Below are 26,150 nucleotides of genomic sequence, written 5' to 3'. Positions count from 1 at the left end.
GGACATCTCGGGTGGGGAACATGTCGTTCCCCCCGCCCTACTGCAACCCACGGCGCTTGCCCGCGGCTGCCTCCGGCGACGAACATAGGCACGCAAGAACGAGAGTCGAGGAGACACGCCCATGCCGCGCATCGCCCTGATCGCCCTGTGCCTGACCCTTTCCGCCCCCGCCGCCTGGGCCCAGCGGGCCGGCGCCTATGCGGTGGACGGCCGCAGCGCCTCGGGCGAGGCCTATGCCGGGGCGGTCAACCTCTCCCCGACCGGCCCGCAGACCTGGCGCGTCGTCTGGCGGGTGGGCGGCGAGACGGCGCGGGGCATCGGCATGATGGCGCGCGGCGTGCTGGTCATCGGCTACGTGATGAATGGCGAGACGGGCGTCGCGGCCTTCGAACCGCATTCCGACGGCCGGCTCGTCGGCCGCTGGACGCAGGGGCGCGAGGGCGGCCTCGGCAGCGAGGTCTGGCTGCCAAGGTAGAGCCCGGCTACCGCCCGCGGGGAACGATCAGCCAGGCCAGCCCGATCAGGATCACGCCGAACCCCGCCAGGGCGGTGACCGGGATGCCGAAGAGGACCGGGCCGAAATCCAGCAGGCGCGGTGCCATCCCCAGCGCGAAGGCCGCGGTGACGATGGCGACGGCGAGGCGCGTCGCGCCCCAGCGGATATCCGCGCCGATCCGGTCCAGCCCCCGCAGCTCCACCTCGGCCAGAAGCCGGCCCTGGCGCAGGCGCAGGGTGAGCAGGCGCAGCAGGGCCGGCGCCTCCCGCGCGAGGCCCAGCAGGTCGAGCCCCGCCTGCCCGCCCTTCGCGAAGAGATTGGCCGGCAGGAAGCGCCGGCGCATCTCCTCCTCGATGATGGGGGCGGCGACGCGCAGGGCGTCGAAATCCGGGTCCAGCGCGTGCATCACGCCATCGGCCGTGATCAGCGCCTTGAACAGCAAGGCGAGGTCGGCCGGCAGGGCCAGCTCGTTCGCCCGGGCCATGGCCATGATGTCGGTGATGGCGGCGCCCAGCCGCAGCGGCGGCTCGCCGTAGCGGGCCACGAAGGCATCGCAATCCGCCTCGAGGCGCCCGAGGTCGAGATCCGTGCGGCCCGACCATTCCAGGAGCTGGTTCGCCACCCCCGCCGCATCCCGCCGGACCATGGCGCCGACCAGCGCCACCAGCTGCTCGCGCCGCCGCGCGCCGATGCGCCCGACCATGCCGAAATCGATGAAGCCGACCCGGTCCCCCGGCAGGGCGCGGAGGTTCCCGGGATGCGGGTCGGCGTGGAAGACGCCGTCCACGAGCGCCATGCGCAGGAAGGCCTGCGACCCGCGCTCGGCCAGGACCCGGCCGTCATGTCCCGCGGCGGCCAGGGCGGCCGCGTCGTTGGGGGGCGTGCCGTGCAGGAATTCCTGCACCAGCAGCCGCTCGCAGGTCCATTGGGCGTGGATTCGTGGGATGACGATGTCCGGCATCTCCGCGAGGTTCCGGGCGACCGTCTCCGCATTGCGGCCCTCCGTCGAGAGGTCGAGCTCCTCGGACAGGGCTGCGCCCAGATGGCGCAGGATCTCCACCGGGCGGAAGCGGGCGAGCTCCGGCCAGTTCTCCTCCACCAGCCCGGCCACATGGCCCAGCAGGCGGAGGTCGGCCTCGACCCGCGTGCGGAGGTCCGGCCGGCGGACCTTCACCACCACCTCCTCGCCGCCCCGCAGCCGCGCGCGATAGACCTGCGCGATGGAAGCGGCGGCGAGCGGAACGGCGTCGAATTCGGCGAAGACCTCCTCCGGCGGGCCGCCGAGATCCTCCTCGACCTGACCGCGCAGCTGCTCCCAGGGCACGGCCGGGACGTGGCTCTGCAGCTTCTCGAGCTCGGCGATCCAGTCCGGCGGCAGGAGGTCCGCGCGAGTCGAGAGAATCTGGCCGAGCTTGATGAAGGTCGTGCCCAGCGCCTCGATCGCGAGGCGCAGCCGTTGCGGACGGGACAGTTCCCCGTTCACGCCGCTGGCACCGCGCGGCAGCAGGCCGCCCAGTCCCAGGCGGGAGGCGATGTCCCCCATGCCGTGGCGCGCGAGCACCGCGACGATCTCGGCCAGGCGCTTGCGGTCGCGCGCCGCGACCATGGTGGTCTGGAGCATGGTCAAGGCTTCAGCCGGCCACGTAGCGGTAGAGGAGGTAGAGAAGGCCCAGCCAGATGGCGACGATCACGCCCAGGATGACCAGGGCCGCGAGAAGCGGACGCTTGAACCATCGGGCGATGAAACGGTCGGCCTGCATCCCCGCCTGGCCCTGCACCACGGCCGGCAGGCGTCCGGAGATGAAGGAGACGGCCAAGGGCACGAGGACGAGGTCGTCCACCACGCCGAGCACCGGCACGGTGAAGGGGATGAGATCGATGGGGCTGAGGAGGTAGAGCCCGGTCAGCAGACTCGCGGCCTTCAGGGGCCAGGGCGTCGCCGGATTCCGGAAGGCGAACCAGAGGACGGCGGCCTCGCGGCGAAAGGCGAGGAAGCGTCGCTTCGGCAGACCACGCACGGATGAGCCATCCCCCGACATATCCAGACGGATAGCTGGGGATGAGGCAGGCACCGGAAAAGGGATCGGCATGCTGCCATATCCCTTCCGGAGCGATGGCCGGGTCGTGCCCGGCCAGCCGGCTCAGCCCTGGCGGGCCTTGTAGCGCGGGTTCTTCTTGTTCAGCACGTACAGACGGCCACGGCGGCGGACCACCACGCAGTTCTTGTCGCGCGCCTTGGCGGACTTCAGGCTGTTGCGGATCTTCATGGCGCGGACTCACAAAACGCGAAAAGGGTTGCGGGGCAAACGGTGTCTGCCCCGGGAGGCAGCCAGATAATCGGGAGGGCCCGCGGAGTCAACCGCGGCAACCCCTTAGCGCGCTGTCGGCGCGGCGGAACCGGGCACCGGCGCGATGCCCGGCGGCAGGCCGAGCGCACGCGTCCGCGTCACTTCGCGGTCCTCCGCCGTGGGGGCCGGATAGCCCCGCGGGTAGGTGATCGCGTCGCGCGGACCAGGCTGACGGGGAGGTCCCACGCGGCCGCAGGCGGCCAGCGACACCGTGGCCGCCAGGACGAGCAGAAGTGCCTTCAAGCCAGCCTCCCCTTCCATTCCGCGACCATGGCGCGGACGTTTTCCGGCGCCGTGCCGCCATAGGAGCGGCGCGAGGCCACGGAAGCCGCAGGCGTCAGGACGTCGAAGACGCTCTGGTCGATCCGGGGCTCCACTTCGCGCATCTCCTCCAGCGAAAGCCCGGGCAGGTCGACGCCCAGCCCCTCGGCCTTGGCCACGAGGCGCCCGGTGACATGGTGGGCGTCGCGGAAGGGCAGCTTCAGCTCACGCACCAGCCAGTCGGCGAGGTCGGTCGCGGTGGAGAAGCCCTCGCCGGCGGCGGCGGCCATGCGGGCCGTATTGGGCTGCATGTCCCGCACCATGGCGGCGGTGGCGGCGAGGCAGAGGGTCAGGTTCTCCGCCGAGTCGAAGACGCCTTCCTTGTCCTCCTGCAGGTCCTTCGCATAGGTCAGGGACAGGCCCTTCACCACGGTCAGCAGGCCCATGAGGTTGCCGTTCATCCGGCCCGTCTTGCCGCGCACCAGTTCGGCTGCGTCCGGATTGCGCTTCTGCGGCATGATCGAGCTGCCGGTGGTCAGCCCGTCGCTCAGCTTCACGAAGCCGAAGGAGGGGTTGGTCCAGATCACGATCTCTTCCGCCAGGCGCGAGAGATGCGTGGCGCAGATGGCCGCGGCGGCCAGGAATTCCATCGCGAAGTCGCGGCTGCCGACGCCGTCGAGGCTGTTGCGCGTCGGGCCGTCGAAGCCCAGCGCCTGCGCCGTCATGTGGCGGTCGATCGGGAAGCCGGTGCCGCAGAGCGCCGCGGAGCCGAGCGGGCACTCGTTGAGACGGGCACGGGCGTCGAGCATCCGGCCCCGGTCGCGCCAGAGCATTTCCGCATAGGCCAGCATGTGGTGGCCGAAGGTCGTCGGCTGCGCGGGCTGCAGGTGGGTGTAGCCGGGCATGATGGTGCCGGCGTGCTCCTCCGCGCGGGCGACCAGCGCCTTCACGCAATCGAGCATCTGTGCCGCCAGCCCATCCATGGCGTCGCGCGTCCAGAGCCGGAAATCGGTGGCCACCTGATCGTTGCGGCTGCGGGCGGTGTGCAGGCGCTTGCCGGCCTCCCCGATGCGCTCGGTCAGGCGGGCCTCGATGTTCATGTGGACATCTTCCAGCGCCTCGGACCACTCGAAGCCGCCGGCCTCGATCTCCTGGGCGATGTCGGCGAGGCCCTTCCGGATGGCAGCCTCGTCATCCGCGGAGATGATCCCTACATGGGCGAGCATCGCCGCATGGGCGAGGCTGCCGCGGATATCCTGCCGCCACATCTTGGCATCGAAGCCGATCGAGGCATTGATGGCCTGCATGATGGCCGAGGGGCCCTCCGCAAAGCGGCCGCCCCATTGCTGATTGGTGTTCGTCTCGTTGGGGATGGACAAAGGAGTACCGTTTCCGTGCTGATGTCGCGCCGCCGGCTGATCCAGGCTGGCATGGTCCTACCTCCCGCCGTGATGGCGACGCAAGCCGCGCAAGCCTCCGCGGGCCCCGAGCGCCTGCGGGAGGCCACGCGGCCCCTGGCCGCCCTGACCTTCCTGGACGCGGAAGGACGCGAGCGGACGGTGGCGGACTTCGCCGGCCAGGGCCTCGTCCTGAACCTCTGGGCCACCTGGTGCCCGCCCTGCGTGGCCGAGATGCCGTCGCTGGAACGCCTCGCCGCGGCACTGGCGGCGGAGAAGGTGGCCGTCCTGCCGCTTTCCTCCGACCGTGGCGGCCAGGCGGTGGTCGAGACCTTCTATCGCCGCGTGGGCCTGACGGGCCTCGGCGTCTGGATGGATCCGCGCGGCGCCGCCGCCCGGGCATTGGGCGCGCGCGGCCTGCCGACGACGGTGATCGTCGACCGCAGCGGGCAGGAGCGCGCACGGCTGGAAGGCGACGCGGCCTGGGACCGGCCGGACATGATCGCGGCGGTGCGGCGGCTGGTGGGGCCGTTTCCCGCTTCCGAGCGGACCGACCGGATATGAGCGAGGTCCAGACGGCGCTCACCGCCGCCGAGCGGGAACGCTTCGGGGAGGATCCGGCCGCCACCTTCGCCGCGAATCTCGCCGAAGTCCGGCACCGGATCGAGGCAGCCTGCGCGCGCGCCGGCCGCCCCGCCTCAGAGGTTCGGCTGCTGCCGATCAGCAAGACCGTTCCTGCCCATGTCCTGCGCCACGCCGTCCCGGCGGGGATGACGGAATTCGGCGAGAACAAGATCCAGGAGGCCATGGGGAAGGCCGAGGAGATGGCGGACCTGCCGCTCCGATGGAGCATCGTCGGGCATCTGCAGAGCAACAAGGCGAAGTTCCTGGCCCGATTCGCGACCGAGTTCCACGCGCTGGACAGCCTGAAGCTGGCCGCCGAGCTCAACCGCCGGATGGAGGCGGAGGGACGCGACCTGGACGTCTTCGTGCAGGCCAATACCTCCGGCGAGGAGAGCAAATTCGGCCTCGAGCCCGCGGCGGTGGCGGATTTCGTCGCCCGGCTGCCGGAATTCCCACGCCTGCGCCCCCGGGGGTTGATGACGCTGGCGATCTTCAGCCCGGATATGGAACGGGTGCGCGCCTGCTTCCGGATTCTGCGCCGCCTGCGGGACGAGACCGGGCTGGAGCACCTCTCCATGGGCATGTCGGGCGACTACGAGGCCGCCATCGAGGAGGGTGCCACGATCGTGCGCGTCGGACAGTCCATCTTCGGGGCGCGGCCGGCGGGCAGCGGCCCCTATTGGCCGGGCTTCCTGCCGGACAACGCCTGACTACAGCAGGGCCAGCTGCCGGTCGTCCGCCCGGCCGTTGAAGTGCCCGCAATCCAGCGGCGCCGGGCGGGAGCGCTCCGGCAGGCCGGCGCGCTTCAGCGCCAGCGCGAAGCGCTGGGCCAGCACGCCGGCATAGGCCCCCTGCCCCGTCCACCGCTGGCCGAAGGCGGAATCATAGAGCTTTCCGCCGCGTGTCTGCCGTACGAGCGCCAGCACCTTCGCGGCGCGGTCGGGAAAATGCTGGTTCAGCCATTCCTCGAAGATCTGCTTCAGCTCCAGCGGCAGGCGCAGCAGCACGTAGCCCGCGCTGGTGGCGCCGGCCCGGGCGCTGGCCTCGACGATCTTCTCCAGCTCGGCATCGTTGATGCCCGGGATCATGGGGGCGGCCAGCACCGCCACCGGCACACCCGCCGCCGAGAGCTGGCGCACGACCTCCAGCCGCCGCAAGGGGCTCGCCGCGCGGGGCTCCATCACGCGGGCCAGCCGCGCATCCAGCGTGGTGATGGAGATGCACACCCGCACCAGGTTCCGCTGGGCCATCCGCGCCAGGATGTCGATGTCCCGCAGCACGCCGGCGCCCTTGGTCACGATGCTGACGGGGTGATTGAAGCGCTCCAGTACCTCCAGAATGCGGCGCGTCAGGCCCTGATGGCGCTCGACGGGCTGGTAGGGGTCGGTGTTCGCGCCCAGCGTCACGGGCTTCGGGCGATAGCCGGGCTTCGAGAGCTCGCGCGCCAGGATTTCCGGCATGTCCGGCTTGAAGAGGATCTTGGTCTCGAAATCGAGACCGGGGGACAGGCCCACATAGGCATGGCTCGGCCGGGCGAAGCAGTAGACGCAGCCGTGCTCGCAGCCCCGATAGGGGTTCAGCGAGCGGTCGAAGCCGATATCCGGGCTGTCATTATAGTTCAGGGCCGACTTGGCCGCCTCGCGCGTCAGCGTGGTGCGGAGGGCCGGCATCTCCTCGACCAGGGAGCCCCAGCCGTCGTCGAAGGCCTCGGCCGCCTGGGTCTCGAAGCGCACCTGCGGATTGGAGACCGCGCCGCGACCCTTGTGGAAACCCCGGGGGGCAAGAGGGTGATGACCGCCGTCGGGCATGACCGTGTTCTCTTAATGTTCCTGCATGCACCCTGGCCAAAGGCGGCCGGGAGGTCAAGAACAAAAAGAGAAACTTCAGTCGCTGACGGCGGAAACCCTCAGGCAGCCTCAGGCGTGCCCCGCCTCCGCCGAGAGCAGGCTCGGATCGATGTTCAGCTTCGCCAGGGCCCGGCGCCACCGCGTGTCGTCGTCGCCGCCGAAGAGGAGGTCCTCGTCGGCCGGGACCGAGAGCCAGTCGTTCCGCGCGATCTCGGCCTCCAGCTGGCCGGCGCCCCAGCCGGCATAGCCCAGGGCCAGCAGCCCCTGCCGCGGCCCGCCGCCAGAGGCGATGGCCTTGAGGATGTCGAGGCTGGCGGTCAGCGCGTAGCCGCCCTCCACGGGCAGCGAGCCCTCGGCCTTCCATTCGCCGCTGTGGAGCACGAAGCCGCGGCTTTCCTCCACCGGGCCGCCGCTGACGAGGCGGATGCTCCGCTGCGGCGGCAGCGGTTCCACGCCCACCTGCTTCAGCAGCTCCTCGAAGGAGAGCTTGGGGATCGGCTGGTTGAGGATGAGGCCCATCGCGCCCCCCGCCGAATGCGCGCAGAGGACGATGACGCTGCCCGCGAAATGCGGATCCCGCAGGTTCGGCATGGCGACCAGAAGCTGCCCCGCGAGCTGTGTTCCAGAGGCCCCGAAGGCCGATTTCCAGTCATGTCTTGCCATGGTGACGAATGTGAGGTTTCGCCCCCGCCTCCGCAAGCGTGACAGGAATTTCCGGAGCGCCTACACCTTTCGAAACCTACCCCTCAGAGGAAACCACGGATGACGATCAAGGCCGGCGACAAGATCCCTTCGGCGAAGCTCATGCAGGCCACGGCCGATGGGCCGCAGGAAGTCACCACCGACGCCCTCTTCGGCGGCAAGACCGTGGTCCTCTTCGGCGTTCCGGGCGCCTTCACGCCGACCTGCTCGGCCAAGCACCTGCCGGGCTTCGTCGCCCAGGCGGCCGAGTTCAAGGCCAAGGGCGTGGACACCGTCGCCTGCATCGCCGTCAACGACGTCTTCGTGATGGGCGCCTGGCGCAAGGACCAGTCGATCGGCGACGAGGTCGTGATGCTGGCCGATGGCAGCGCCGACTTCACCCGGGCGCTGGGCCTGGAATTCGACCTGACGGCCCGCGGCCTCGGCGTCCGCAGCCAGCGCTTCGCCCTGGTGGCGAAGGACGGCGTGGTGACGCATGTGGCCGTCGAGGCGCCGGGCGCCTTCGAGGTCAGCAAGGCGGAAACCGTCCTCGAAGCGATTTGATTTTCTAATATCTCAAACGCCAGGCGCGCACTTCGCGCGCCTGGCGACCCCGCCCCTGGGGGCCTAGCGGTTCGCCCGCGCCACCACGGCCTCGAACAGCACCTGGCAGCCGACCTCCGCCTCCTCGGGCAGGATGCTCTCGGCCTCGTTGTGGCTGAGCCCGTCCTTGCAGGGGGTGAAGATCATCGCCGTCGGGATCAGCCGCGCCACGTAGACCGCGTCATGCCCCGCGCCCGAGATGATCTCGCGCGCCGGATAGCCGAGCCGCGCGGCGGCCTGCCGCACAAGGTCCACGCATTCCTTGTCGAAGGGCTGGGCGGCAATGACGAAGAGCTCCTTGAGCTCCAGGCTGCAGCCGCTCTCCTCCACCAGCGCCTTGACCTCGGCGGGGAAGGACTTGGCGATGCCCTCGATCTCGGCGCCGTCGGGGTGGCGGAACTCGATGCTGAAGCGCACCTCGCCGGGCACCACGTTGCAGCTGTTGGGGAAGACCTGAAGCCGGCCGACGGTGCCGCGGCCGTCATCGCCGCGGGCGCGCATCATCTCGTCCACCTTCGCGATCACCCGCGCCGCCGCGACCAGCGCGTCCTTGCGCGTCGAAGGCGGCGTGGTGCCGGCATGGGCGTCCTGCCCGGTGATGACCGCATCGTACCAGACCTGCGCCTGGGCGCCGGTGACGATGCCGATCTGCTTGCCTTCGCGCTCCAGGAAGGGGCCCTGCTCGATGTGGAGCTCGAAATAGGCGTCGGCCGGGAAGGGCTTGGCGGGGTGCTCGCCCTTGTAGCCGATGGAATCCAGCGCCTCGCCGACGGTGACGCCGTCCAGGTCCTTCAGGCCATAGACCTTGTCCTGCGTGTAGACGCCGGCCCAGACGCCGCTGCCCATGAGGGAATGGCCGAAGCGGCTGCCCTCCTCGTCGGTCCAGTTGACCAGCTCGATCGGGGCCTCGGTGGTGATGCCGAGGTCGTTCAGCGTGCGCATGACCTCGAGGCCGGCGATCACGCCCAGCGCGCCGTCGAATTTGCCGCCGGTGGGCTGGCTGTCGAGATGGCTGCCGAGGAGGACCGGCTTGCGCGTGGGGTCGCGGCCGTCGCGGCGGGCGAACATATTGCCGATGGCGTCCACGCGGACCTTGAGGCCCAAGGCCTCGCACCATTCGGTGAAGCGCTGGCGCCCGGCCTTGTCGACCTCGGTGAGCGTGAGGCGCTTCACGCCGCCCTTGGGCGTGGCGCCGATCTCGGCCATGGCCATGAGGGTGGACCAGAGGCGGGTGCCGTTGATGCGCTGGTTGGTGCTGGTGCTCATGGGGGAAGGTTAGAGGAGGATTGCCAAAGGCGGAATCACGAAGAAGCGATTCCCTCCTTGGCAAAAGGTGGCCGCCGCGCCTTGTGGCGCCCCCCCTACGGCTTCAACCGATACCCCGTCCGGAACATCCACCACAGCACCGCCAGGCACAGCACCATGAACCCCGCCGTGAACCCCAGGCTCGCGGCCACGCTCACATCCCCCACCCCGTGGAAGCTCCACCGGAATCCGCTCACCAGATAGACCACGGGATTGAACAGGCTGAGCGTCCGCCAGGGCTGCGGCAGCATGTCGATCGAGTAGAAGGCCCCGCCCAGGAAGGTCAGCGGCGTCACCACCAGCGAGGGGATGATGGCCAGTTGCTCGAAATTCCGCGCCCAGATCCCGATGATAAAGCCGAAGAGGCTGAAGGTGATCGAGGTCAGCAGCAGAAAGGCGATCATCCAGAAGGGATGCAGGATCTCGACCTTCACGAAGAAGGTCGCGGTCAGCAGGATGATCAGCCCGATGGCGACCGATTTTGTCGCGGCCGCGCCGACATAGGCCAGCACCGCCTCGAAGGCCGAAAGCGGCGCGGACAGGATCTCGAAGATCGTGCCGGTGAATTTCGGGAAGTAGATCGCGATGGACGCGTTGGAGATGCTCTGCGTGAGCAGCGTCAGCATGATCAGCCCGGGCACGATGAAGGCGCCGTAGTCGACGCCGCCGATCTGCTGCATGTGCGACCCGATCGCCCCGCCGAAGACGACGAAGTACAGCGCCGTCGTGATGACGGGCGTGGCGATGCTCTGCCAGACGGTCCGCAGGGCGCGCGCCATCTCGGTGCGGTAGATCGCCCAGACGCCGTTGTGATTGATCAGCGGCATCAGGTGCGCTCCACCAGGCGAATGAAGATGTCCTCGAGCGAGCTTCGCTCGCTGTCGAGGTCCTTGAAGTCGATGCCCAGCTCGCCCAGGCGCCGCAGCAGCCCGGGGATGCCGGTGCTCTCGGCATTGGCGTCGAAGGTATAGAGAAGCTGATGGCCCTCGGCCTGGAGCTCGAGCGGCCAGTCGGCAAGCTCGGCGGGGATGGCCGTCATGGGGTGCTGCAAGGTCAGCTTCAGCCGGCGCTTGCCGAACTTCTTCATCAGGGCCGCGGTGTCCTCGACCAGCAGGATGCGGCCCCTGTCGATGACGCCGACGCGGTCGGCCATCTCCTCGGCTTCCTCGATGTAGTGGGTCGTCAGCACGATGGTGACGCCCTTGTCGCGCAGCTTGCGGACCAGCGCCCACATGTCGCGGCGCAGGTTGACGTCGACGCCCGCCGTCGGCTCGTCGAGGAAGAGCAGTTCCGGCTCGTGGCTCAGGGCCTTGGCGATCATCACGCGCCGCTTCATGCCGCCCGAGAGCTCGATGATCCGGCTGTCGCGCTTCTCCCACAGCGAGAGGTCGCGCAGGAGCTCCTCGATATAGGCGGGATCGGGCGGCCGTCCGAAGAGGCCGCGGCTGAAGCGGACCGTGTTCCAGACGGTCGAGAAGATGTCGATCGCGATCTCCTGCGGGACGAGGCCGATGGTGGCCCGCGCCGCGCGGAAGTCCTTGACGATGTCGTGACCGCTGACGGTGACGGAGCCGGAGGTCATCGTGACGGTGCCGCAGATGATGCTGATCAGCGTCGTCTTGCCGGCACCGTTGGGGCCGAGCAGCGCGAAGATCTCGCCCCGCCCGACCTCGAGATCGATGCCCCCCAGTGCAGTCAGACCCGAACGGTAGTGCTTCTCGACGCCGGCGATAGAAAGAATGGAAGGCATTTGCAGATCCCTGATGGCCACCTTCGCAGCCGTGGCTGGGAAGGAGATGGCCTTCGCCGGAAGGCCGGCAAGCCGCGATGGGAATATCCGAACAGGGGCGCAACGTATTCCGAAAGCAGACAGGCAGGAACCGACCCTCCCGGGTCGATCCCTGCCTGCTGATGAAGCCGCCTCGGACCGCGAGCGATCCCGGCGGGTCGGGCCCGGCCTACTTCGGCTGCAGCAGCAGCGCGAAGCCCGGGATATAGGTCGTCAGCATCAGCACGATCAGCATCACGATGATCTGCGGCCAGATCGCCTTCGCCATCCGCGCGAGCGACAGACCGCTGATCGCCATGCCTACGAAAAGGCAATAGCCGATCGGCGGCGCCGCCATGCCGATAGAGACGTTCGTCACGATGATCGCGCCGAAATGCACGGGATCCACGCCGAAGCGGTTGGCGATGGCGATCAGCATCGGCCCCAGCACCACCATGATGGCGATCTCGTCCATCACCGAGGCGAGCAGGAAGAAGGCCAGGTTCAGCGCCGCCAGGGCAAGCCACTTCGTGCCCAGGCTCTCCGCCATCCAGGAGGCGAAGTCGACGGCCAGCCGCTCCTGCGCCACCAGCACGCCGAAGCCCACCGAGACCGCGATGATCGAGGTCACCATGGCGCTCGTCCGCACCGAACGCAGGATGATGGCCGGCAGGTCCCGGATGTTCAGCGTCCGCCCCGCGACGCCCACCACCAGCGCATAGACGCAGGACATCGCGGCCGCCTCGGTCGGCGTGAAGACGCCGCCATAGATGCCGCCCAGCACGAAGACCGGCGAGAACAGCGCCCATTTGCCGAGCACCATGGCCTGGCCGACCTCGGCCCAGCTCGCCGGCGCCTGCTTCGGCACGTTGTGCCGGCGGGCATGGAACCAGCAGATCGCGATCAGGCCGATGGCGATCGAGAGCCCGGGGATCACGCCCGAGAGGAAGAGCCGGCTGATCGACTGCTCCGCCACGATGCCCCAGATCACGAAGGCGATGGAGGGCGGGATCAGCGGGCCCAGCACGCCGGCCGAGACGGCGATGGAGGCCGCGAAGGCCTTGTCGTAGCCGGCCTTCACCATGGCCGGGATCATGATGCCGCCGATGGCCGCCGTCGTCGCCGGCGCCGAGCCGGAGATGGCCGCGAAGACCATCGCCGCCAGCACCGTCACGATGGCGAGGCCGCCCGTGCGGTGCCGCACCAGCGTGGACGCCACCTCGACCAGGCGCTGGGACAGGCCGCCGGCCGACATGATCTCGCCGGCCAGCATGAAGAGCGGGATGGCCAACAGGCTGAAGGATTGCGATCCGGCGATGAGCTGCTGCGCGAGGAAGGCGGGCTCGATATCCGCCACCACCAGCGAACCCATCGTCACCACGGCGATGGCGATCGCGAAGGGGATCGCGCAGATGACCAGCCCGGCGAAGCCGCCGGTCAGAAGAAGGGCGATGCCGCTCATGCCTCGGCCATCTCCACCGGAGCGGGCGCAGGCAGGATGACCCGCCCCAGCGCGAAGAGGCAGACCAGCATGCCAGCGATCGGGGCCATGCCGTTCAGAATCTCGATCGGATATTCCATGGCGGCCGAGGTGCTGCCTTCCGTGAATTCAAGGAAGCGCATCCCCGACCAGGCCAGGAAGGCGCCGAGCGCCGCGGTCACGACGTTCACGCCCACTTCCCAGATCGCCGCGAAGCGAGGCGGGAAGCGGTCGCTCAGGATGGTCAGGCGCACGTGGAAACCTTCCCGCACGCCCAGCGCCAGCCCGCCCATCGTCGCCCAGGAGAAGGCGAGCAGCGCCACCTCCTCGGTCCAGGGCGGCACCAGCGCGAAGACGTAGCGCATCACGACCTGCAGGAAGATCAGCGACAGCATGACGGCCGCTGCCAGGACCAGGCTCCAGCGCAGCAGCGCGGCCAATCCGGCCAAGCCGGCCCCGATCGCGCGCATCCTATCGGGCGCCCCCCGCGGCCCGCATCAGCGCGACGCCGCCAGGGCCTGCTGCACGATCTCCGCGCCGATGGCGCCGCGGAAGGATTCGTACATGGGCAGCACGGCCTGGCGGAACTCGGCCGGGTCGGTCACCGCATTCACCTGCATGCCCTTGCCGCGGAGGCCTTCCGTGATCTGGCGCGCATTGGTGATCGAGGCCGTGCGCTGCTTCGCGGTCGCCGCCGTGGCAGCCGCCCGCACCACATCCCGCAGATCCGCCGGAAGACGGTCGAGGTTCCGCTTGCCCATGAGCAGGCCGATCATCGAGTAGATGTGGTTGGTCAGCGAAAGATACTTCGTGACCTCGTCGTACCGGTTGGCGTCGATGACGGCGAGCGGGATCTCCAGGCCGTCGATGGTTCCCTGCTGCACGGCGGTGAAGGTCTCGCCCCATGCCATGGGGACCGCGGTGCCGCCGAGGGCGGTGTACATGCCCACGTAGATCGGGCTCTGCAGCACGCGGAACTTCACGCCGCGAACATCCGCCGGCCGCGCGATCGGGCGGACGTTGTTCACCATCTGGCGGAAGCCGCCCTCCATGTAGCCGAGGCTGACCACGCCCCGGCGCTCGAGGCGCTGGGCCAGGCTCGCCCCCATCTCGCCGTCGAGCGCGCGCTGGGCGGCGGCCTCGTCCGTGAAGAGGAAGGGCATGTCGTTGATCTGGAAGGCGGGCTCGATCTGCGCGATCACGGCATTGGTGATCACCGCCATGTCGACCGTGCCGAGGCGCAGGCCGTCCAGCATCGGGCGCTCGTCGCCGAGGGCGCGGTTCGGGAAGAGCTGGACCTCGATCCGGTTGTTGGAGAGCTTCTCGGCTTCCTCCTTGAAGGCGCGGGCCCCGATCGCATAGGGGTCCTGGGCGCCGTCGCCCGTGGGCCAGCCCACGCGGATGACCGTGCGGCCCTGCGCCTGCGCGGAGCCCAGGCCGCGGCCGATGATGGCGAAGCCGGCGCCGGCGAGCAGCGCCCGGCGATGCGTGCTGTGCATAGGTGATTCTCCCGGTAAGCGTTCTGGCCGCCGCACCTAGAGGGGCGGCGCCGGCTCGTCAAACCCGAGGGGGACGGGCCGCGGCCTTGCCCGAAAGCCGCGCCCGCCTGCATGCTGGAGGAATGGCCCACGCCCTCGACACCGCCGCCCCCGCCCTTCTCCGCAACTCGCAGCTCGACACGCCGGCCATCCGCCAGGCGCGAATCGATCTCGCCGCCTGCTTCCGCATGGCCGCGAAGCTCGGCCTGCAGGAGGGCATCTGCAATCACTTCAGCTTCGTCGTGCCCGGGCATGACGACCTGATGCTGGTGAACCCCTACGGCTACGCCTTCTCCGAGGTCACGGCCTCGAACCTCGTGATCTGCGACTTCCAGGGGCGGGTCGTGGCCGGCAACGGCGTGCCGGAGGCGACGGCCTTCTACATCCATGCCCGGCTGCACATGAAGCATGCGCGCGCCAAGGCGGCCTTCCACACGCATATGCCCAACGCGACGGCGCTCGCCATGCTGGAGGGGCCGCCGCTGGTCTGGGCCGGCCAGACGGCCCTGAAGTTCTACGGCCGCACCCTGGTGGACGAGGATTACAACGGCCTCGCCCTGGACGAGCGCGAAGGCGACCGCATCGCGGATTCGCTGGGCGATGCGGACATCGTCTTCATGAAGAACCACGGCGTCATGGTGGTCGGCCCCAGCATCGCCGAGGCCTGGGACGACCTCTACTACCTGGAGCGCGCCGCCGAGGTGCAGCGCCTGGCGATGACGACCGGACGGCCGCTGAAGCCCGTGACGGAGGAGATCGCGAAGGCCACCTACACGCAGATGCGCGAGGGCGACCGCGAGAGCGCCTTCCTGCACCTGGAGAGCATTAAGCGGCAGCTCATGAAGGAGCAGCCGGACTTCGCGGATTGAGCAGGCCGGGGGCGGGGTGTGCCCTAGGGCCCCTGGTCCAGCCCCGCCCGCAGCGCCTGCCCCTCGGCGCTCGCCGGATCGACCAGCCCTTCGCGGAGGAACAGGTCGATCAGCACGAGGTTGACGTTGAACTTCACGTCCTCCGTCTCCCGCACCACCTCCAGCAGACGCGCGACGGGCCAGAGCTCGAAGCGCTCCACCTCATCGTCATTCGGGGTCGGGATGAAGCTTTCCGGCAGCTCCAGGTCGAAGACGTGCAGCACGTCGCGCCGCAGCCCCTCGTTATTCGTCAGGATATAGGAGAGGCGGCCCACCCGCCTGGCCGTCACCGCCAGTTCCGGCGGCAGGGAGGCTTCCTCGCCCGCCTCCTTCAGCAGCGTTTCCTGGGGCGTCAGGCCGGCCGGGATGCCGCCGGCCACCAGATTGTCCAGCTGCCCGGGCGCCACGGCCTTGTCCTTCGCCCGAATGCCGACCCAGACGTGCAGCCCATCGGCGCGCCGCACCAGCCCGTTCAGGTGCACCCCCTGCCCGATCACGCCGAAGAGCGGGATCGCCCCGCGATCCAGCGTGCCGAGCACGGCCCCCTCCGCCTCAGCGCGGATGTCGAAGAGCTCGCCGCGGACCCGGCCGAAGCCCTGCTTCGCCAGTTCCCGCCCCGTGGCCGCCAGGGCATCGCTGCGCATGCCGGGCGTGCGCAGGCGGCTGGCCATGGACACGCCCCGGGCATCGAAATGGAAGTCCCGCGGAAAGAAGGTCAGCGCCCGCGCCAGATCGGAGGAGACCCAGCCCACCTGTTCCGCGCCGAAGCGGAAGGGAAGCAGATGGTTCGGCGAGGGCGTGTTGTTGCAGGCGTCGATGTGGCGATACAGGGGCTGGCTCATGCCCGATCTTGTACCGCGCCCGTGATTCGGCGCGATAGCCGCACGGCGATTACTCCAAAGCTTCTTCCAGCAGGACGTAGGGAACCATGACCGGCGCCGTGAGGATCGCGGCCGCGCCCAGCCCCACCTCGCAATGCGTCGGCATCCGGCTGGAGAGCATGTTGCAGTCGGAGCACGCGGCCACGCCCAGGAGAAGCAGACCGGCCAGGGGATTTCGCAGGGCTCGCACTCCTTATATGGGCAGACGCAGGCATGCCGGGCACGAAGACCCTTGTCCCGGCCCCGCATACCGGCGCCGGTTCCCAAACCGTGGCCCCCGCGCCACATGTGGCGCATGAGCGCGAAGAACGACAACCACGGCCGGGCCCTCCTGGCCATCCTGCCCTACCTCTGGCCCCATGGCGAATGGGGGCTGAAGGCCCGGGTCGTTCTCGCACTGGCCTTCCTCATCGCCGGCAGGGCCGCCAACGTGCTGGTGCCCATCGCCTATGCCCGCGCCGTCGACGCCCTGACCCCCAGGGAGGGCATGGGCCTCGTGGTCGCGGTGCCGATCGCCCTCGTCATCGGCTATGGGCTGCTGCGCCTCACCGCCGCCGCGCTGAACGAGCTGCGCAACGCCGTCTTCGCCAAGGTCCAGGCCCGCGCCGGGCGGCGCGTGGCGCTGGAGGTGTTCCGCCACCTGCACGCACTGTCCATGCGCTTCCACATGGACCGCTCCACGGGCGGCCTCTCCCGCGTGATCGAGCGCGGCACCCGCGGCATCGCGACGGCGCTGAACTTCCTGCTGTTCAACATCATCCCCACCATCATCGAGATCCTGCTGGTGGCCACCATCCTGTGGTGGATGTTCGCCATCTCCTTCGCGCTGACGGTGCTGGTGACGATCGGCGCCTATGTCGCCTTCACGCTGCTCTTCACCAACTGGCGCCTGGCCTTCCGCCGCGCCATGAACGACACCGACCAGGAGGCCAACACCAAGGCGGTGGACAGCCTGCTCAACTACGAGACGGTGAAGTACTTCAACAACGAGGCGCACGAGGCGCGCCGCTACGACGAGAGCCTCTCGCGCTACGAGACGGCCTATGCGCGCTCCGAGGTCTCGCTGAACGCGCTGAATGCGGGCCAGGCCCTCATCATGTCGGTCGGCCTCACGGTGGTGATGCTGCTGGCCGGGCGCGGCATCGTCGGCGGCACCATGACGGTGGGCGACTTCGTCATGGTGAACTCCTACCTCATCCAGCTCTACCTGCCGCTCAACTTCCTCGGCTTCGCCTATCGCGAGATCAAGCAGGGGCTGACGGACATGGAGGCGATGTTCAACCTCCTCGACGTTCCGCAGGAGATCGCGGACGCGCCTGGCGCGAAACCCCTGGCCGTCACCGCCGGCGCCATCGCCTATCGCGACGTGCGCTTCGCCTACCGGCCGGACCGCGAGATCCTGAAGGGCGTCAGCTTCGACGTCCCGCCGGGGAAGATGCTGGCGATCGTCGGCCCGACGGGCGCGGGGAAATCCACCATCTCGCGCCTGCTCTTCCGTTTCTACGACACGACCGGCGGCGCCGTGCTGGTGGACGGGCAAGACGTGCGCGACGTGACGCAGGACAGCCTGCGCCGTGCGGTCGGCGTGGTGCCGCAGGACACCGTGCTGTTCAACGACACCATCCGCTACAACATCGCCTATGGCCGCCCGGGCGCCACGGATGAGGAGGTGGAGCACGCCGCCCGCCTCGCCCAGGTGCATGACTTCGTGCTGAAGCTGCCGGAGGGCTACCGCACGCGCGTCGGCGAGCGCGGGCTCAAGCTCTCGGGCGGCGAGAAGCAGCGCGTGGCCATCGCCCGCACCATCCTGAAGGACCCGCGCATCCTGATCCTGGACGAGGCCACCAGCGCGCTCGACACCCGGACCGAGCAGGAGATCCAGGCCGCGCTGCGCGACGTCTCGCGCGGCCGCACCACCCTGGTCATCGCCCACCGCCTCTCCACCGTCGTGGAGGCGGACGAGATCATCGTGCTGGAGGACGGCCGCATCGCCGAGCGTGGGACGCATGGCGCGCTGATCGCCAGGGACGGCCTCTACGCCGAGATGTGGCGCCGGCAGTCCGAGGCGGTGGCCGCGGCCGAGGCGGCGGCGGTCGCGCAGGCCCAGGCGGAGTTCGGCAGCCGGCTCAGCGCGCGGGCCGCGGAAGAAATGACAAAATAGTCATGCATGGCGGGGCCGCTCCGTGAGGGCTTTCCTCGCGGATGTTTCCGGCCCATGTCCGGATCAGACTGGAGATACAAGATGGATGACGAAGCCCCCGAGGATCTGAGCCACGCCGGCTCTGTCGTGGACAAGGCCATCGAATACATGCTCGAGCAGCAGATCGCCCCCGTCTCGGCCGCCTCGGCCCTGCTGGGCGGCGCGCTGGGCCTGCTCTCGCGCAGCATGGACGACCGCGCCATCGCGGGCGTGCTGCGCCAGGCCCTGGCCAGCGTGGAAGCCGGCGAGCTGCGGCAGCTCCCGACCCTTCCCAAGCGCTGACAGGATTGACTCATCGGCGCGGCTGCCTCATACGCCGCGCTTCATTTTCCATCCGCCGCGGAGTCCCGCGCGCGACCTGAGTGCAGGATCAATCATCATGGCTCGCCGCTGCGGCATCACTGGCAAGGGCGTTCAGTCCGGCAACAACGTCAGCCACGCGAACAACAAGACGCGTCGGCGCTTCCTGCCCAACCTGCAGGAGACCTCGTTCTTTTCGGACGTGCTCGCGACGTCGATCCAGCTTCGCCTGACGACGAACGGCATCCGCACGATCGAGCACAATGGCGGGCTGGATTCGTTCCTGCTCTCCACGCCCGCGCGCAAGCTGCCGCCGGAGGCTCTGGTCCTGAAGCGCCGCATCGTGCGCGCCCAGGCCAAGAAGGCGGCCGCGGCCGCCTGATCACCCCGGGCTTCGGCCCGGCGACCTTATTCCGAAACGGGCCCGGCTCCTCGCGAACCGGGCCCGCTTTGCGTTGAGGCAGCGCCAGCCGGTCAGACGACGGCGTAGAGCAGCAGCAGCGTCCGTTGGAACGGGTTCTGGTTGTCGTCGGTGATGAGGGCGACCAGGGTGCGCCCCTCATGCCGGGTGGCGGCCACACCCTCCCAGTTCTCGGACGGCGCATCGGGCGGCATGTCCATCCAGGTCTCGCCCTCCAGCAGGGCACTTCCCGCCAGCGCCGCCGCGGGCACATAGGCGAGCCGGCCGGAAAAGCCGCCGAAGAGCGTGAAGCGACGCTCCAGCACCAGCGCGCCGCCTTCCGGCAGGCCCGCGGCATCGGTGGGATCCCGCCCCGACTCCGGCCGATAGGCCGTCCGCCGCCAGTCGACCCGCCGCCCCTGCAGGGTGCCGAGCCAGGCCGCGCGGCTGCCCGGCGGCCCGCCATCCAGATCCTCGGCGATGGCGAGAAGGCGCCGGTCCGACAGCACCGTCAGCGCCTCAAGCCCGCCATTCCGGGGTGCGGCCTCGAGTCCAGGCGGCAGGTCGAAGGGCTGCGAGGGCCCGGCCAGGTCGCGGTAGCGCAGGATACGGTGCCGACGCTCCATGCCGACGAGCCAGTCGCCATCCGGCAGCCGCGCCAGGCTTTCGGCATCCGCGCTGATCCCCTGCCCGATCGGCGCGCCAGCCCCGTCGCGGAAGGGGCCGAAGCTCGCCTCCCCGAGGCCGGCGAGCCGCCCGCCTTCCAGCCGCAGCGGCGCGCGCCACCAGCGCCCGCGATCGCTCACGGAGGTCAGCATCAGCTCGGGCGAAAGATGAAGCGCGGAGAAGCCGCCGAAGCCCCAGGCGGAGGTGTCGACCTCAAGCCCGCCCAGCGGGCGCAGCCTGCCGCTGCGGGGCGCGGAAACCTCCAGCGGCTTCGTGGTCGGCACACGGGCGCGCGCGGCGCCGGCAGGCAGCAGGGAAAGGCCGGCAAGAAGATGACGGCGACGGATCAAACCAGGATCATCCGAAGGAAATGGCGCCAGCCGCCAGGAACGGCGGCGCGAGGGGACACCGCCCCCTCGCGCGACCGGTTCAGGCCACCAGCGGCGCCCGTTCGGCCGCCGCGCGATGCCAGGCCTCGGCGGCGTCCTCGTCAAAGAGCTCGGCGAGCTTCTTCATCATGGTGCCGCCCAGCTCCTCGGCATCCACGATCGTCACCGCGCGGCGGTAGTAGCGCGTCACGTCATGGCCGATGCCGATGGCGATGAGCTCCACCATGTTGCGGCCCTCGATCTCCTTGATGACCTCGCGCAGGTGGCGCTCCAGGTAGTTGCCCGGATTCACCGACAGCGTGCTGTCATCGACCGGCGCGCCGTCGCTGATGACCATCAGGATGCGGCGATGCTCGGAGCGCGAGAGCAGGCGGCGATAGGCCCAGTTCAGCGCTTCGCCGTCGATGTTCTCCTTCAGGAGACCCTCGCGCAGCATCAGCCCGATGGCGCGGCGCGAACGCCGCATGGGCGCATCGGCCGGCTTGTAGACGATGTGGCGCAGGTCGTTCAGGCGGCCCGGATTGCGCGGCTTGCCCTCCTGCACCCACTTCTCGCGCGACTGGCCACCCTTCCAGGCGCGGGTGGTGAAGCCCAGGATCTCGGTCTTCACCGCGCAGCGCTCCAGCGTGCGGGCCAGGATGTCGGCGCACATGGCGGCGACCGTGATCGGCCGGCCGCGCATCGAGCCCGAATTGTCGATCAGCAGGGTCACGACCGTGTCGCGGAAATCCGCATCGCGCTCGCGCTTGTAGGAGAGCGACAGCGTCGGATTGGCCACCACGCGCGCGAGGCGCGCAACGTCGAGCAGGCCTTCCTCCAGATCGAACTCCCAGGCGCGCTGCTGCTGCGCCATGAGGCGCCGCTGCAGCCGGTTGGCGAGCTTGGAAACCACGCCCTGCAGATGCTGCAGTTGCTGGTCGAGCTGCTGGCGGAGTCGGGTCAGCTCCTCCGGATCGCAGAGATCCTCGGCCTCGACCACCTCGTCGAACTGCGTCGTGAAGGGCTTGTAGCGCGAGCTGTCGTCGGTCTGCGGGACTTCCTTGCGGGCCTGCGGTCCACCGGGCTTCTCGTCGCCCTCGGCAGCGGCACCCTCTTCCTCACTCTCCTCGGCCTCCTCGTCGGCGGCCTCGCCCTCCATGGCCTCGGGCTCGGCGCCCTGCATGGACTCCTGCTCCTGGGCCTGGGCCTCGCCGGGGCTGGACTGATCCTGCTGGGTGGACTGGTCGCCGCCCTCGTCGCCTTCCTCGTCCTGGTCAGCCTCGCTCTCGACCTCGGCCTCGGCCAGGTCCAGCGCGGTCAGCAGCTTGCGGGCCGCGCGCGCATAGGCGTCCTGGTCCTCGGTGGGCGTATGGGCGAGCTCCGACATCGCGTCGGCCGCCTTCTCGTCCAGCGTCTCGCGCCACATCTCGAGCACGCGGGCGGCCGCCGGCGGCACCGGTTGGCCGGTGATGCGCTCGCGCGCCATCAGGGCCAGCGCCGTGTGCATCGGCAGCTGGTCCTTCCGCGTCATGCGGTCGTAACCCTCGGCCTCACATTCCTCGACGAGGCGGGCGTGCAGATTGGCGGCGACGCCGGGCATGTGCCGGCTGCCGACGGTCTGCACGCGCACATCCTCGAGCGCGTCGAAGACCTCGCGGGCCTCCTTGCGGGCGGGGGCGCGGGCGGCATGGGCCGCCTCGTCATGATGGCGCAGCTTGAGCGCGACCGCGTCCGCGGCGCCGCGCAGCTTCGCCATCTCGGCGGGCGGGAGGGATCGGGTGGGAAGCGGAAGGCGCGCGCGCTTGCCGGAGACGCCGGCCGGGCCCGGCTGGAAGGCGACCTGCACCTCCGTCTGCTGGGCAATGGCGCGGACGGCGCCGGCAGTCGCGCGCTTGAACTCTTCCTGCCGCGTGAGGTCCTGCTTCGACATGTTCAGCTCGTTCGATCGAGGCGGCGAAGGCGCCGCACCACGTCAGGCACCGGAATGAGGCAGGGCGCTGCCGCCCTGCCCCGAACCGATCGTCTAGCTCGCCTTCTTGTACAGGCCCGTCTGGATCTCGGCGTTAAAGCAGCGCTGGTAGTACTCAGCCACCGTCGAGCGCTCGGCCTCGTCGCACTTGTTCAGGAAGGTCAGGCGGAAGGCGAAGCCGACATCACCGAAGATGCGGGTGTTGTCCGCCCAGGTGATGACGGTACGCGGGGACATGACGGTCGAGATGTCGCCGGCGATGAAGCCCGCGCGCGTCAGGTCGGCGAGGGCCACCATGGCCTCCACCTGCTTCTTCAGCTTCGGATCGTTGGTCGCGCCGAGCTTCGCCAGCACGATCTCCGTCTCCTGCGCATGCGGCAGGTAGTTCAGCGTCGCGACGATGTTCCAGCGGTCCATCTGACCCTGGTTGATCTGCTGCGTGCCGTGATAGAGGCCGGTCGTGTCGCCCAGGCCCACCGTGTTCGCCGTGGCGAAGAGGCGGAAGTAGGGGTTCGGGCGGATCACGCGGTTCTGATCGAGCAGCGTCAGCTTGCCCTCGACCTCGAGCACGCGCTGGATCACGAACATCACGTCCGGGCGGCCGGCGTCGTACTCGTCGAACACGAGCGCGCAGGGATGCTGGAGGGCCCAGGGCAGGATGCCTTCACGGAATTCCGTGATCTGCTTGCCGTCCTTCAGGACGATGGCGTCCTTGCCGATCAGGTCGATACGGCTGATGTGGCTGTCCAGGTTCACGCGGATGCAGGGCCAGTTGAGGCGCGCCGCCACCTGCTCGATATGCGTGGACTTACCGGTGCCGTGGTAGCCCTGGATCATGCAGCGACGGTTGAAGGCGAAGCCCGCGAGGATCGCGAGCGTCGTCTCCCTGTCGAAGCGGTAGGAGGGGTCGACCTCGGGCACGTGCTCGGTCCGGACCGAGAAGGCCGGGACCTGCATGTCGATGTCCACGCCGAAGACCTCGCGGGCATTGACGGTGATATCGGGCACATTGATCGCCGAGGTCGGGCTCACATCGCCAAGTTGGGCCAGCTTCGTCATCACGCTTCCGCTTCGTTGCATTTGGATGTTGGAGGATGTTAGGGCAGCCCGGGCCGGCCGGCTACCCGGCTCCGCCAAGGTGTTTGACCTAACTTGCGTGGACGGGCTGCGACACTTCCCGACCGACCCGCTGGCGCAGCAGCGAATAGGCGCGGTTGATGTCCTTCAGCTTCTCCTCCGCACTGCGATCCCCGCCGTTGGTGTCCGGATGATAGCGCTTCGCGAGGTCCTTGTACCGGCTTTTCAGCGTCACGGCGTCGAGCGGCCAGCTCAGCTCCAGCAGGCCCAAAGCCGCGCGAAGCTCCGGCGGGGCCTCGTGGCGCGGCGGGTTGCGCCGCTTCTGGTTCAGCACCTCGTCGCGCAGGATTCCCAAGGGGTCGGCCACCAGGTCGGGATCGATGCGCGTGCCGCCGCCGAGGCGGCCGAGCGGCCAGGTCGGGCGCTGCCAGCCGGTGTCGGAGCGCAGGGCCGTCTCGATATCGGCCTCGCCCATGCCGCGATAGAAATCCCAGCGCGAATTGTATTCGCGGACGTGCTCCAGGCAGAACCAGAGGTACTCGCGCAGCTCGCGATCCTTGGGCGCGCGGAATTCGCCGTGCTTCCCGCAATCGGGCGCGGCGCAGGCGCGCGGCGGCGCCTTCGGGTCGGTCTGGGGCTGAAAGCTCGCGCGGCGGGCCATCGGCGCTTTATGGGTGGGCGGCACAGGGTTGGCAACGTGGGCCGCCCGGGCGACATCTGCTGTCATGAACAATCGGGCCGATCGAATCAGGTCCGCGCTCACGGCGCGCTTCGCGCCGGCGCGGATCGAAGTGGTGGATGACAGCGCGAAGCATGCGGGCCATGCCGGCGCGCAGCCGGGCGGGGAGACGCATTACAGCGTGCTGCTGGTCAGCGACGCCTTCACCGGCATGAATCGCGTGGCACGGTCGCGCGCGGTGCATGAGGCACTGGGCGGCGAATTCACCAGCGGACTGCACGCCCTGGCCCTCACGCTGCGCGCGCCTTCCGAGGCCGGCTGACCGGCCTCATCGCGTCAGCGATCAGACCGCCTCCTCGGGGGGCTGGACGCGCCGCACGGTGAGCCGGCGCAGGCGCCCGTCCTGTGTCGGCCAGTCGATCGACTGCCCCTCGGACAGGCCGATCAGCCCCGCGCCCACCAACGACAGGACGGAGACGCGGCCGGAGGCAATATCGGCCTCGCCCGGCAGGACGAGGCGAACGGTGCGCGTCTCGTCGGCGCCCGCATCATGGAATTCCACGAGCGAGCCGAGCGCGACCGTGGTCGCGGGAAGGTCGGCGGCAGGGACCAGATCCGTGCGGTCCGCTTCCTCGTGGAGCAGGCTCGACACGAGGGGGTTGCGGCGGGCGGCGGCATCGGCGAGCGCGACGATCTGGATCTGCCCCTCGACAGACATGAGCAGGGGCGGGCGGCGGAGCTGGGCGGATTGGTTCATCGGGAATGTCCTGGAGGAGGCCCTCGGCGACATGGCGCACGGGGCCGGGCGCAGGAGGCGCCCTCTCAGCGATCGCAGAAAATCAATCCCGGGCAGGGCGCAGGCGCACGACACGCCGCTGCCGACCCGGGCCTAGGAGCCTGCGATGAGGCGCCCCGCACGGGAAAGGCCGCGTTGACGGCAAAGGGTGAAGCGGGAGCGCATGGGACAGACATGTCCTCACGGAGACCGGAAATCAAGCTTGGAGCGAAGGGCCCCGCGAAATCAGCCCGCGGCTTCCTCGGTGGCCTTCTCGGCCAGGTCGCTCCACTCGGGCCACTTCTTCCTAACCACGGGGCTGTTCGGCGCGTAGGCGTGGCAGGTGCCCAGCAGATGCGGCCGCTTGCGCGGCGCGCCCGCTGCCTCGGCGCGGGACTGCTCCTCCTGCCGGTTCCGGCGCAGGGGCCAGACGGTCTGGAAGGCCACGGTTGCCATCTGGGCGATCACCTCGCGCAGATGGGTGCAGCCCTGCACGCCGCCCACCCGCTCGTTCACCGCACGGTTGAAGCCGGCGCCGATGGTAAGGCCCGCCAGATTGGCGAAGTTCGGCGTGGCCCCGGGGCAGACGGCGAAGGGCGTGAAGTCGGACACGGCCTCGCAGGACATGATCTTCATGTCCGTATCGATCGTCATCCGCACCCACATGCCGTGCACCGGGTCGCCTGGGCCCACGTCGCCGCGATGCTCGGACGGGAAGCCGTAGGTCTTGGTGTCGGTAAGATGCGCCTCGATATCAACCAGGCCGTCCTCGCGGATGAAGCCACGCAGGGCGATATCCCGCAGGTGCGAAAGCTTCCGGGGCGAGGGAGGAGACAGCGGCATCGCAACATAAGATAGTGCTTATGCCGCACTGCGCAAACCCCCGCCCCATGACGGTATCGAAACGCATCCCGGGGAATTGATGACTTCCCCTGGCGGCCGGGGCGCCCGCGTGGTAGCCGCGCCTGACCCAAAATCTCGCCGAGGCCGACATGTCCGACCAGCCGATCCAGCTTCCGAACCCGCCCGAGGGCGAGCCCCCGCTGCCGCTGACGCTCAACATCCAGTTCACCAAGGACCTGTCCTTCGAGGTCCCCGGCGCCCCCGAGATCTTCGCGACCCTGCGCGAGCAGCCGCGCGTCGACCTGGCGCTCGACGTCCAGGCCCGCCCGATCCAGGAAGGCCAGAACGTCTTCGAGATCGCGCTGATCATCCGCGCCGACGCGAAGGCCGCCGACGGCACGCAGTGCTTCATCGCCGAGCTGACCTATTGCGGCATCTTCACGATCAATGTCCCGCAGGAGCATCTGGAGCCGGTTCTTCTGGTCGAATGCCCGCGGCTTCTTTTCCCCTTCGCCCGCAACATCCTCGCGGACGTCACCTCCGGCGGTGGCTTCCCGCCCGTCATGCTGAACCCCATCGATTTCGTTCAGCTGTGGCAGAATCGCCGCGGCCAGACTTCCGGCACGGCCTGAACATCGACATTCAAGCGCTTGCGGGCTCTTTAAATCTCACGAGACGATATCTTGTGCAGGCATATAATCCGCAAGCGCGCCTAACTATTTTTGAATGTATGCAC

30 protein-coding genes are annotated in these 26,150 nt (G+C 69.3%); 10 read left to right on the top strand and 20 right to left on the bottom strand.

What is annotated here, in order from left to right; all coding sequences use genetic code 11:
* Nucleotides 1-121 precede the first annotated feature (121 nt).
* Entirely contained in the window at nt 122-475 is a 354-nt protein-coding gene (locus tag KHU32_RS07740; protein ID WP_213669422.1) for a hypothetical protein, read from the top strand.
* 7 nt (nt 476-482) lie between these two features.
* Here KHU32_RS07740 and KHU32_RS07735 read toward each other — a convergent pair whose 3' ends face one another.
* The 5 genes from KHU32_RS07735 to argH form a co-directional block, all read right to left on the bottom strand.
* On the bottom strand, nt 483-2,117 hold the full coding sequence (locus tag KHU32_RS07735; RefSeq protein ID WP_213669421.1) for an ABC1 kinase family protein: 1,635 nt from the start codon (nt 2,115-2,117) through the stop codon (nt 483-485).
* A 10-nt stretch (nt 2,118-2,127) separates the two neighbouring features.
* Nucleotides 2,128-2,514: a YkvA family protein gene (locus tag KHU32_RS07730; RefSeq protein ID WP_213669420.1), complete on the bottom strand. Its 387-nt coding sequence runs from the start codon at nt 2,512-2,514 to the stop codon at nt 2,128-2,130.
* 123 nt (nt 2,515-2,637) lie between these two features.
* Nucleotides 2,638-2,763: a type B 50S ribosomal protein L36 gene (gene ykgO, locus KHU32_RS07725; protein ID WP_213669419.1), complete on the bottom strand. Its 126-nt coding sequence runs from the start codon at nt 2,761-2,763 to the stop codon at nt 2,638-2,640.
* 105 nt (nt 2,764-2,868) lie between these two features.
* Nucleotides 2,869-3,087 carry a lipoprotein gene (locus KHU32_RS23520; RefSeq protein ID WP_213669725.1) on the bottom strand — a complete coding sequence of 73 codons (219 nt, stop codon included), beginning with the start codon at nt 3,085-3,087 and terminating at the stop codon, nt 2,869-2,871.
* Nucleotides 3,084-4,484, bottom strand: coding sequence for an argininosuccinate lyase (argH, locus tag KHU32_RS07715; protein WP_283771014.1), 1,401 nt, complete (start codon nt 4,482-4,484; stop codon nt 3,084-3,086). Before argH ends, KHU32_RS23520 begins: the two co-directional genes overlap by 4 nt.
* 21 nt (nt 4,485-4,505) lie before the next feature.
* Between argH and KHU32_RS07710 the strand changes: the two genes are divergently transcribed.
* Nucleotides 4,506-5,066 (top strand): TlpA family protein disulfide reductase, encoded by a 561-nt coding sequence (locus KHU32_RS07710; protein ID WP_213669701.1) that lies wholly within the window; start codon nt 4,506-4,508, stop codon nt 5,064-5,066.
* The gene (locus KHU32_RS07705; RefSeq protein WP_213669418.1) at nt 5,063-5,836 is read left to right on the top strand and encodes a YggS family pyridoxal phosphate-dependent enzyme; all 774 of its coding nucleotides are present in this window, start codon (nt 5,063-5,065) and stop codon (nt 5,834-5,836) included. Before KHU32_RS07710 ends, KHU32_RS07705 begins: the two co-directional genes overlap by 4 nt.
* Here the strand turns inward: KHU32_RS07705 and KHU32_RS07700 are convergent, their stop codons facing one another.
* Both KHU32_RS07700 and KHU32_RS07695 read right to left on the bottom strand, forming a co-directional pair.
* Complete coding sequence (locus tag KHU32_RS07700) at nt 5,837-6,934, bottom strand: PA0069 family radical SAM protein (protein ID WP_213669417.1); 1,098 nt, start codon at nt 6,932-6,934, stop codon at nt 5,837-5,839. It lies immediately after the preceding gene.
* 108 nt (nt 6,935-7,042) lie between these two features.
* A complete protein-coding gene (locus KHU32_RS07695) occupies nt 7,043-7,636 on the bottom strand; it encodes a YqgE/AlgH family protein (RefSeq protein WP_213669416.1) in 594 nt (197 codons plus the stop codon).
* Nucleotides 7,637-7,735: 99 nt separating this feature from the next.
* On the opposite strand from KHU32_RS07695, the gene KHU32_RS07690 reads away from it, so the two are divergent.
* Nucleotides 7,736-8,218 carry a peroxiredoxin gene (locus KHU32_RS07690; protein WP_213669415.1) on the top strand — a complete coding sequence of 161 codons (483 nt, stop codon included), beginning with the start codon at nt 7,736-7,738 and terminating at the stop codon, nt 8,216-8,218.
* Nucleotides 8,219-8,281: 63 nt separating this feature from the next.
* Here the strand turns inward: KHU32_RS07690 and KHU32_RS07685 are convergent, their stop codons facing one another.
* From KHU32_RS07685 to KHU32_RS07660, 6 genes are all read right to left on the bottom strand, one after another.
* Nucleotides 8,282-9,523 (bottom strand): Zn-dependent hydrolase, encoded by a 1,242-nt coding sequence (locus KHU32_RS07685; RefSeq protein ID WP_213669414.1) that lies wholly within the window; start codon nt 9,521-9,523, stop codon nt 8,282-8,284.
* 95 nt (nt 9,524-9,618) lie between these two features.
* The gene (locus tag KHU32_RS07680; RefSeq protein ID WP_213669413.1) at nt 9,619-10,389 is read right to left on the bottom strand and encodes an ABC transporter permease; all 771 of its coding nucleotides are present in this window, start codon (nt 10,387-10,389) and stop codon (nt 9,619-9,621) included.
* Entirely contained in the window at nt 10,389-11,312 is a 924-nt protein-coding gene (locus KHU32_RS07675; RefSeq protein WP_213669412.1) for an ABC transporter ATP-binding protein, read from the bottom strand. The genes KHU32_RS07680 and KHU32_RS07675 overlap by 1 nt, the downstream gene beginning before the upstream one ends.
* A 208-nt stretch (nt 11,313-11,520) precedes the next feature.
* Entirely contained in the window at nt 11,521-12,792 is a 1,272-nt protein-coding gene (locus KHU32_RS07670; protein ID WP_213669411.1) for a TRAP transporter large permease, read from the bottom strand.
* Complete coding sequence (locus KHU32_RS07665; RefSeq protein ID WP_213669410.1) at nt 12,789-13,280, bottom strand: TRAP transporter small permease; 492 nt, start codon at nt 13,278-13,280, stop codon at nt 12,789-12,791. The genes KHU32_RS07670 and KHU32_RS07665 overlap by 4 nt, the downstream gene beginning before the upstream one ends.
* Nucleotides 13,281-13,307: 27 nt before the next feature.
* The gene (locus KHU32_RS07660; protein ID WP_213669409.1) at nt 13,308-14,309 is read right to left on the bottom strand and encodes a TRAP transporter substrate-binding protein; all 1,002 of its coding nucleotides are present in this window, start codon (nt 14,307-14,309) and stop codon (nt 13,308-13,310) included.
* Between the two features lie 122 nt (nt 14,310-14,431).
* Between KHU32_RS07660 and KHU32_RS07655 the strand changes: the two genes are divergently transcribed.
* Entirely contained in the window at nt 14,432-15,217 is a 786-nt protein-coding gene (locus KHU32_RS07655; protein WP_213669408.1) for an aldolase, read from the top strand.
* Between the two features lie 23 nt (nt 15,218-15,240).
* On the opposite strand, the gene KHU32_RS07650 is transcribed toward KHU32_RS07655, so the two are convergent.
* A complete protein-coding gene (locus tag KHU32_RS07650; protein ID WP_213669407.1) occupies nt 15,241-16,098 on the bottom strand; it encodes an NUDIX hydrolase in 858 nt (285 codons plus the stop codon).
* Nucleotides 16,099-16,432: 334 nt separating this feature from the next.
* On the opposite strand from KHU32_RS07650, the gene KHU32_RS07645 reads away from it, so the two are divergent.
* The 3 genes from KHU32_RS07645 (at nt 16,433) to rpmB (ending at nt 19,019) form a co-directional block, all read left to right on the top strand.
* A complete protein-coding gene (locus tag KHU32_RS07645; protein ID WP_249680604.1) occupies nt 16,433-18,298 on the top strand; it encodes an ABCB family ABC transporter ATP-binding protein/permease in 1,866 nt (621 codons plus the stop codon).
* An 81-nt stretch (nt 18,299-18,379) separates the two neighbouring features.
* Entirely contained in the window at nt 18,380-18,619 is a 240-nt protein-coding gene (locus tag KHU32_RS07640; protein ID WP_249680602.1) for a hypothetical protein, read from the top strand.
* A gap of 97 nt (nt 18,620-18,716) precedes the next feature.
* On the top strand, nt 18,717-19,019 hold the full coding sequence (rpmB, locus tag KHU32_RS07635; RefSeq protein WP_213669404.1) for a 50S ribosomal protein L28: 303 nt from the start codon (nt 18,717-18,719) through the stop codon (nt 19,017-19,019).
* Nucleotides 19,020-19,111: 92 nt separating this feature from the next.
* On the opposite strand, the gene KHU32_RS07630 is transcribed toward rpmB, so the two are convergent.
* From KHU32_RS07630 to KHU32_RS07615, 4 genes are all read right to left on the bottom strand, one after another.
* Nucleotides 19,112-20,053: an esterase-like activity of phytase family protein gene (locus tag KHU32_RS07630; protein ID WP_213669403.1), complete on the bottom strand. Its 942-nt coding sequence runs from the start codon at nt 20,051-20,053 to the stop codon at nt 19,112-19,114.
* 79 nt (nt 20,054-20,132) lie between these two features.
* Complete coding sequence (cobT, locus tag KHU32_RS07625) at nt 20,133-22,001, bottom strand: cobaltochelatase subunit CobT (protein WP_213669402.1); 1,869 nt, start codon at nt 21,999-22,001, stop codon at nt 20,133-20,135.
* Between the two features lie 93 nt (nt 22,002-22,094).
* On the bottom strand, nt 22,095-23,099 hold the full coding sequence (gene cobS, locus KHU32_RS07620; RefSeq protein WP_213669401.1) for a cobaltochelatase subunit CobS: 1,005 nt from the start codon (nt 23,097-23,099) through the stop codon (nt 22,095-22,097).
* 88 nt (nt 23,100-23,187) lie between these two features.
* Nucleotides 23,188-23,778 carry a J domain-containing protein gene (locus KHU32_RS07615; protein WP_213669400.1) on the bottom strand — a complete coding sequence of 197 codons (591 nt, stop codon included), beginning with the start codon at nt 23,776-23,778 and terminating at the stop codon, nt 23,188-23,190.
* A 64-nt stretch (nt 23,779-23,842) separates the two neighbouring features.
* On the opposite strand from KHU32_RS07615, the gene KHU32_RS07610 reads away from it, so the two are divergent.
* On the top strand, nt 23,843-24,118 hold the full coding sequence (locus KHU32_RS07610) for a BolA family protein (protein ID WP_213669399.1): 276 nt from the start codon (nt 23,843-23,845) through the stop codon (nt 24,116-24,118).
* Nucleotides 24,119-24,139: 21 nt separating this feature from the next.
* On the opposite strand, the gene KHU32_RS07605 is transcribed toward KHU32_RS07610, so the two are convergent.
* Both KHU32_RS07605 and KHU32_RS07600 read right to left on the bottom strand, forming a co-directional pair.
* Entirely contained in the window at nt 24,140-24,553 is a 414-nt protein-coding gene (locus tag KHU32_RS07605) for a GreA/GreB family elongation factor (protein WP_249680594.1), read from the bottom strand.
* Nucleotides 24,554-24,817: 264 nt separating this feature from the next.
* Nucleotides 24,818-25,414 (bottom strand): DUF2889 domain-containing protein, encoded by a 597-nt coding sequence (locus tag KHU32_RS07600; protein WP_213669398.1) that lies wholly within the window; start codon nt 25,412-25,414, stop codon nt 24,818-24,820.
* Nucleotides 25,415-25,563: 149 nt separating this feature from the next.
* Here KHU32_RS07600 and secB point away from each other — a divergent pair, with 149 nt between their 5' ends.
* Entirely contained in the window at nt 25,564-26,046 is a 483-nt protein-coding gene (gene secB / locus KHU32_RS07595; protein WP_213669397.1) for a protein-export chaperone SecB, read from the top strand.
* Nucleotides 26,047-26,150 lie beyond the last annotated feature (104 nt).

It is taken from the genome of Roseococcus pinisoli, from assembly GCF_018413645.1.
In the GTDB taxonomy this organism is placed as follows: Bacteria; Pseudomonadota; Alphaproteobacteria; order Acetobacterales; family Acetobacteraceae; genus Roseococcus; species Roseococcus pinisoli.
The sequence above is the reverse complement of the archived record's forward strand: the minus strand, read 5'-3'. Positions and strand labels throughout refer to the sequence as shown.

What these genes read in the sequence shown, in the direction of transcription:
- KHU32_RS07640 (WP_249680602.1), top strand. Translation starts at nt 18,380, where the DNA reads ATGGATGACGAAGCCCCCGAGGATCTGAGCCACGCCGGCTCTGTCGTG.
- KHU32_RS07740 (WP_213669422.1), top strand. Translation starts at nt 122, where the DNA reads ATGCCGCGCATCGCCCTGATCGCCCTGTGCCTGACCCTTTCCGCCCCC.
- KHU32_RS07655 (WP_213669408.1), top strand. Translation starts at nt 14,432, where the DNA reads ATGGCCCACGCCCTCGACACCGCCGCCCCCGCCCTTCTCCGCAACTCG.
- KHU32_RS07650 (WP_213669407.1), bottom strand. Translation starts at nt 16,098, where the DNA reads ATGAGCCAGCCCCTGTATCGCCACATCGACGCCTGCAACAACACGCCC.
- KHU32_RS07660 (WP_213669409.1), bottom strand. Translation starts at nt 14,309, where the DNA reads ATGCACAGCACGCATCGCCGGGCGCTGCTCGCCGGCGCCGGCTTCGCC.
- KHU32_RS07615 (WP_213669400.1), bottom strand. Translation starts at nt 23,778, where the DNA reads ATGGCCCGCCGCGCGAGCTTTCAGCCCCAGACCGACCCGAAGGCGCCG.
- cobT (WP_213669402.1), bottom strand. Translation starts at nt 22,001, where the DNA reads ATGTCGAAGCAGGACCTCACGCGGCAGGAAGAGTTCAAGCGCGCGACT.
- KHU32_RS07685 (WP_213669414.1), bottom strand. Translation starts at nt 9,523, where the DNA reads ATGAGCACCAGCACCAACCAGCGCATCAACGGCACCCGCCTCTGGTCC.
- KHU32_RS07705 (WP_213669418.1), top strand. Translation starts at nt 5,063, where the DNA reads ATGAGCGAGGTCCAGACGGCGCTCACCGCCGCCGAGCGGGAACGCTTC.
- KHU32_RS07645 (WP_249680604.1), top strand. Translation starts at nt 16,433, where the DNA reads ATGAGCGCGAAGAACGACAACCACGGCCGGGCCCTCCTGGCCATCCTG.
- KHU32_RS07670 (WP_213669411.1), bottom strand. Translation starts at nt 12,792, where the DNA reads ATGAGCGGCATCGCCCTTCTTCTGACCGGCGGCTTCGCCGGGCTGGTC.
- KHU32_RS07665 (WP_213669410.1), bottom strand. Translation starts at nt 13,280, where the DNA reads ATGCGCGCGATCGGGGCCGGCTTGGCCGGATTGGCCGCGCTGCTGCGC.
- KHU32_RS07695 (WP_213669416.1), bottom strand. Translation starts at nt 7,636, where the DNA reads ATGGCAAGACATGACTGGAAATCGGCCTTCGGGGCCTCTGGAACACAG.
- KHU32_RS07675 (WP_213669412.1), bottom strand. Translation starts at nt 11,312, where the DNA reads ATGCCTTCCATTCTTTCTATCGCCGGCGTCGAGAAGCACTACCGTTCG.
- secB (WP_213669397.1), top strand. Translation starts at nt 25,564, where the DNA reads ATGTCCGACCAGCCGATCCAGCTTCCGAACCCGCCCGAGGGCGAGCCC.
- rpmB (WP_213669404.1), top strand. Translation starts at nt 18,717, where the DNA reads ATGGCTCGCCGCTGCGGCATCACTGGCAAGGGCGTTCAGTCCGGCAAC.
- KHU32_RS07680 (WP_213669413.1), bottom strand. Translation starts at nt 10,389, where the DNA reads ATGCCGCTGATCAATCACAACGGCGTCTGGGCGATCTACCGCACCGAG.
- KHU32_RS07735 (WP_213669421.1), bottom strand. Translation starts at nt 2,117, where the DNA reads ATGCTCCAGACCACCATGGTCGCGGCGCGCGACCGCAAGCGCCTGGCC.
- KHU32_RS07605 (WP_249680594.1), bottom strand. Translation starts at nt 24,553, where the DNA reads ATGAACCAATCCGCCCAGCTCCGCCGCCCGCCCCTGCTCATGTCTGTC.
- KHU32_RS07600 (WP_213669398.1), bottom strand. Translation starts at nt 25,414, where the DNA reads ATGCCGCTGTCTCCTCCCTCGCCCCGGAAGCTTTCGCACCTGCGGGAT.
- KHU32_RS07610 (WP_213669399.1), top strand. Translation starts at nt 23,843, where the DNA reads ATGAACAATCGGGCCGATCGAATCAGGTCCGCGCTCACGGCGCGCTTC.
- cobS (WP_213669401.1), bottom strand. Translation starts at nt 23,099, where the DNA reads ATGACGAAGCTGGCCCAACTTGGCGATGTGAGCCCGACCTCGGCGATC.
- KHU32_RS07700 (WP_213669417.1), bottom strand. Translation starts at nt 6,934, where the DNA reads ATGCCCGACGGCGGTCATCACCCTCTTGCCCCCCGGGGTTTCCACAAG.
- KHU32_RS07690 (WP_213669415.1), top strand. Translation starts at nt 7,736, where the DNA reads ATGACGATCAAGGCCGGCGACAAGATCCCTTCGGCGAAGCTCATGCAG.
- ykgO (WP_213669419.1), bottom strand. Translation starts at nt 2,763, where the DNA reads ATGAAGATCCGCAACAGCCTGAAGTCCGCCAAGGCGCGCGACAAGAAC.
- KHU32_RS07710 (WP_213669701.1), top strand. Translation starts at nt 4,506, where the DNA reads ATGTCGCGCCGCCGGCTGATCCAGGCTGGCATGGTCCTACCTCCCGCC.